Below are 5,064 nucleotides of genomic sequence, written 5' to 3' on the forward strand. Positions count from 1 at the left end.
CCGCGCTCCTCCTCGGGATCGGCGGCACCGTCGCGGTGATGGCGGCGCTGAGCGGGGCCGGCGGGGCCGGCGGCGACGGCGCGGCCGATGTCGCGGCGGTGACGCTCCCCGCCGAGATCGAGGTCCGAGGGGACACGGCCTGGACGCCGACCGGTCTCGAGTGCACCGGCGGCCGTCGTCTCCTCCTCGACGCCACCGGCGAGGTCGAGGTCGAGGACCTCGGGGGCATCGCGCTGACGCCCGAGGGCGCCCAGCAGCAGTACTCCGCGATCGACCCGCAACCGTACGCGTCGCACGCCTCGCTCATCGGGCGCGTGAGCGACAGCGGACTGCCGTTCGTCGTCGGCTCACGGCTGGCGATGGAGTGCCCCGTCGACGGCGACCTCCAGCTCGGCTTCAACGACTCGGATCCCGGCGGCAACGTGGGATCCTTCACGGTGACGGCCTCGGATGTCACCGAGGACGCGACCATCACGCTCGACGCCCTCACGCCCATCACCGTCGACGTGCCGGCCAGTGCCGGCGACTGGGTGCCCACCGGGATCACGTGCCTCCCGGGCGCCACCTACTCCGTCTGGGGGAACGGCGTGATCATGTGGGGCGAGGACCAGGAGCTCACGTCGGTGGACGCCGACGGCGCGGAGGTGTTCACGCAGCAGGCGAACGACCCGCGCGACAACGTGCCGGGCCTCGAGGACGCCGAGCACGGCTCCCTGATCGGAGCCATCGACGGCCTGCCGCCCTATGTGGGACTCGGCACCGAGTCGTACTTCGACTGCTACGGCGGCGGCGGTCGGATCGGCCAGGTCATGCTGGGCGTGAACGATCTCGCCCGCGACGACAACACGGGCCAGTTCACCGTGATCATGTCCCGCATCACCCCTCCGTCGGGCTGATCACCGGCGGGGTCGCATCCCACCCGTGACGCGGGAGCGCTCCCGACCTAGGCTGGCCCGCATGAGCGATTTCGACGTCATCGTCCTCGGCGCGGGCCCCGGCGGCTACGTTGCCGCGATCCGCGCCGCGCAGCTCGGCCTGAAGGTGGCCGTCATCGAGGAGAAGTACTGGGGCGGAGTGTGCCTCAACGTGGGATGCATCCCCTCGAAGGCGCTGCTGCGAAATGCCGAGCTGGCGCACATCTTCCACGACCAGGCCACGACCTTCGGCATCTCGGGCGAGGCGCACTTCGACTTCGGTGCCGCGTTCGACCGAAGCCGCCAGGTGTCCGAGAAGCACGTCAAGGGCGTGCACTTCCTGATGAAGAAGAACGGCATCACCGAGGTCGACGGCCGCGGCACCTTCCGGGACGCGAACACGCTCGACGTCACGAAGGCGGACGGGTCGGTCGAGACGATCGGGTTCCGCACCGCGATCATCGCGACCGGCTCGCGGGTGCGGTTGCTCCCCGGCGTCCAGCTGTCGCAGAACGTCGTCACCTACGAGGAGCAGATCCTCACCCGCGACCTGCCGCGTTCGATCGCGATCGTCGGCGCCGGCGCCATCGGCATGGAGTTCGCCTACGTGCTGCGCAACTACGGCGTCCAGGTCACGGTCATCGAGTTCCTCGATCGGGCCCTTCCCAACGAGGACGTGGAGGTCTCGAAGGAGATCACGCGGCAGTACCGCAACCTCGGCATCCCGATCCTCGCCTCGACCAAAGTAGAGACGGTCGTCGACCACGGGGCATCCGTCACCGTCTCGTACACGGGGGCCGACGGGCAGCCCGGCGTGCTCGAGGTGGACAAGGCCCTCATCTCGGTGGGCTTCGCCCCGAACGTCGAGGGCTTCGGCCTCGAGAACACGGGCGTGCAGCTCACCGAACGGGGCGCGATCGCGATCGACGAGCGGATGCGCACGAACGTGCCGCACATCTTCGCGATCGGCGACGTCACCGCCAAGCTCATGCTCGCCCACGTGGCCGAGGCGCAGGGCGTCGTCGCGGCCGAGACCATCGGCGACGCCGAGACCCTGGAGCTCGGGGACTACCGGATGATGCCACGGGCGACGTTCTGCTCGCCGCAGGTGGCGAGCTTCGGGCTCACCGAGCAGCAGGCGCGCGACGAGGGCTACGACCTGGTGGTCGCGAAGTTCCCGTTCACCGCGAACGGCAAGGCGAACGGCCTCGGGGACCCGGTCGGCTTCGTGAAGCTCGTCGCCGATGCGAAGTACCTCGAGCTGCTCGGCGGCCACCTCATCGGCCCGGATGTCTCGGAGCTGCTGCCCGAGCTCACCCTCGCCCAGAAGTGGGACCTCGGCGCGCTCGAGCTCGCCCGCAACGTGCACACGCACCCGACCCTGTCGGAGGCGCTGCAGGAGGCGTTCCACGGCCTGACGGGCCACATGATCAACATGTAGGCGCACACGCGAAGCGGGGCGGATGCTGCGACGCGCGGTCGCGGCATCCGCCCCTGGTGTTCCATCGACGCGGCCGGGCAGGCGTTCCTGCCGCGTCGAATGACGCCCCGGCGGCGGACCTTCCCAGCCCGCCGCCGGAACCCTCTAGTGCTGCACCGCCTTCTCGGCGCCGACGCCCGTGAGCGAGCGCACCTCCATCTCGGACTGCTTGGCCGGGTCCTCCGTGCCCTTGTCGAGCACGGTGCCGAGCCAGCCGAGGAAGAAGGCCAGCGGGATCGAGATGATGCCCGGGTTGGACAGCGGCACGATGTCGAAGTCGGCGCCCGGGATCATCGAGGTGGGGGTGCCCGACACGACGGGCGAGAGCGCGATGAGCACGATCGCCGACCCGAGGCCGCCGTACATGCTCCAGAGTGCGCCCTGGGTCGTGAACCGCTTCCAGAACAGCGAGTACACGATGGTGGGCAGGTTGGCGGATGCCGCGACGGCGAAGGCCAGGGCCACGAGGAACGCCACGTTCTGGCCGTTCGCACCGATGCCGCCGATGATCGCGATGATGCCGATCACGACCACCGTGCGACGGGCGACCTTGACCTCGGCACCCGGCTCGGGCTTGCCCTTCTTCACCACGCTCGCGTAGATGTCGTGCGCGAACGACGCGGCGGCGGTGATCGTGAGCCCGGCGACGACCGCGAGGATCGTGGCGAACGCGATCGCGGCGATGAGGCCGAGCAGCACCGGGCCGCCGAGCTCGAACGCGAGCAGCGGAGCCGCCGAGTTCGCGCCACCGGGGGCCGCAGCGATGGCCTCGGGGCCGATCAGGGCCGCAGCGCCGTAGCCGAGCACGAGCGTGAAGACGTAGAAGATGCCGATGAGCCAGATCGCCCACACCACCGACTTGCGCGCCTCCTTCGCCGTGGGAACGGTGTAGAACCGCATCAGCACGTGCGGCAGGGCCGCGGTGCCGAGCACGAGCGCGAGGCCGAGCGAGAGGAAGTCGAGCTTCGCGACCTCGGAGACGCCGTACTTCAGGCCGGGGTCGAGGATCGCCGGGTTGCCGGCGGTCGCGACCGCGTTGTCGAGCAGCGTCGAGAAACTGAAGCCGTTGATCGCGAGCACCCACACGGTCATCACCGCGGCGCCCGCGATGAGCAGGCCGGCCTTGATGATCTGCACCCAGGTCGTGCCCTTCATGCCGCCGATGAGCACGTAGAGGATCATGAGCGCGCCGACGACCGTGATCACCACGGCCTGGCCGAGCTTGTCGCCGATGCCGAGGAGCAGCGAGACGAGCCCGCCCGCCCCGGCCATCTGCGCGAGCAGGTAGAAGAAGCACACGACGAGCGTCGTCGTGGCCGCGGCGATGCGCACCGGGCGCTGCTTGAGGCGGAACGACAGCACGTCGGCCATCGTGAAGCGGCCGGTGTTGCGCAGCAGTTCGGCGACGAGCAGCAGCGCGACGAGCCACGCCACGAGGAAGCCGATCGAGTAGAGGAACCCGTCGTAGCCGGTCACCGCGATGGCACCGACGATCCCGAGGAACGAGGCCGCCGACAGGTAGTCGCCCGCGATCGCGGCGCCGTTCTGCCCACCCGTGAACGAGCGGCCCGCGGCGTAGTAGTCCGAGGCGGTCTTGTTGTTGCGGCTGGCGCGGAACACGATCACCAGCGTGATCGCGACGAACGCGCCGAAGATGGCGATGTTGAGCCAGGGGTCGCCGGGCGAGGCGGCGGCCGCTTCCGCAGCGAGGTGCGTGTGGGTCTGCGTGTGCGTCATCAGCGGTTCGCCCCTTCGGTGTCGGATGCCGCGGCGGCATCCGCTTCGATGCCCTCACGGATCTCGGTGGCGAGCGGGTCGAGGCGCCGGTTGGCGAAGGCCACGTACCRGGTCGTCACGGCGAACGTCGTGAGCACCTGTGCGATGCCGAGCACCATGGCCACGTTGACGCTGCCGAACACCGGCGTCGACATGAAGTCGTGCGCGTAGCTGGCGAGCAGCACGTAGGCGAAGTACCAGACGAGGCAGGCGGCCAGCACCGGGAACACGAAGCCCCGGTGCGTGCGGCGAAGGGTCTGGAACTCCGGTGATTGCTGGATGGCGGGGTAATCGACGTCGGCCAGTGCCGTCGACGTGTCCGCGCTCAGGGCGTCGTTGCCCATGGCGTCTCTCTCCTTCGAGGGGGGTCTCGGCGGACCGTCCGCCGCGCCGCTGCACCGAGCCGTCAGGGCGGCGGGGCGATGCAGTGGCACCATGCTGGCGCTCGCCCCCGGGCGCCGGGGCTGCTCGCCGTTCGTCGTCGCCGAGCGGCGCCCATCGTGCGACGAACGGCTCCGCCGTGACGACGAACGACGGCTACGCTGACCTGCATGCCCGAGTCGATGCTGCTCGCCGCTGCCGCCGGAGTGGTGGCGGGGGCGCTCGCCGTCGGGGTGGTGCTGCTCCTGCGACGCATCGTCGGATCCTCGAAGGAGCTCGGCACCGACGTCGAACAGGCGACGTACCAGACCCTCCACCTCGCGAGCCGTGCGGCGAAGCACCTGCGCGGCGGCATTGACGAGGTCGACGCGGTGCGGGCGGTCCGCTACCTCCGGGCGCTGCTCGGCTGCGAGACGCTCGCGCTCGTGGATCGCTCGGGTGGGGTCGTCGTCGAGGGTGACGACGCCGTGCGCGCGGTGGCCGGGCGTCTCGCCGCGGAGGCGAGCGCCTCGG

Annotated in this window: 4 protein-coding genes and 1 pseudogene; 3 read left to right on the top strand and 2 right to left on the bottom strand. The window is 70.3% G+C overall.

From position 1 onward, the window contains the following. Positions 1-896, top strand: an 896-nt coding sequence (locus AC1DY2_RS15130; protein WP_476763178.1) for a hypothetical protein, incomplete at its 5' end; no start/stop codon positions are given. Between the two features lie 61 nt (positions 897-957). Next, a complete protein-coding gene (lpdA, locus tag AC1DY2_RS15135; protein ID WP_476763179.1) occupies positions 958-2,355 on the top strand; it encodes a dihydrolipoyl dehydrogenase in 1,398 nt (465 codons plus the stop codon). Positions 2,356-2,499: 144 nt separating this feature from the next. Here lpdA and AC1DY2_RS15140 read toward each other — a convergent pair whose 3' ends face one another. Then, the gene (locus AC1DY2_RS15140) at positions 2,500-4,131 is read right to left on the bottom strand and encodes a solute symporter family protein (protein WP_476763180.1); all 1,632 of its coding nucleotides are present in this window, start codon (positions 4,129-4,131) and stop codon (positions 2,500-2,502) included. Then, positions 4,131-4,514, bottom strand: coding sequence for a DUF485 domain-containing protein (locus AC1DY2_RS15145; RefSeq protein ID WP_476763181.1), 384 nt, complete (start codon positions 4,512-4,514; stop codon positions 4,131-4,133). The genes AC1DY2_RS15140 and AC1DY2_RS15145 overlap by 1 nt, the downstream gene beginning before the upstream one ends. Positions 4,515-4,721: 207 nt before the next feature. Here AC1DY2_RS15145 and AC1DY2_RS15150 point away from each other — a divergent pair. Next, a pseudogene (locus AC1DY2_RS15150) lies at positions 4,722-5,064 on the top strand (sensor histidine kinase); the annotation flags it as partial.

It is taken from the genome of Agromyces sp. P1_H4, from assembly GCF_056405255.1.

Excerpts from the sequence above, each read along its gene's own strand:
- lpdA (WP_476763179.1), top strand. The coding sequence starts at position 958 with ATGAGCGATTTCGACGTCATCGTCCTCGGCGCGGGCCCCGGCGGCTAC.
- AC1DY2_RS15140 (WP_476763180.1), bottom strand. The coding sequence starts at position 4,131 with ATGACGCACACGCAGACCCACACGCACCTCGCTGCGGAAGCGGCCGCC.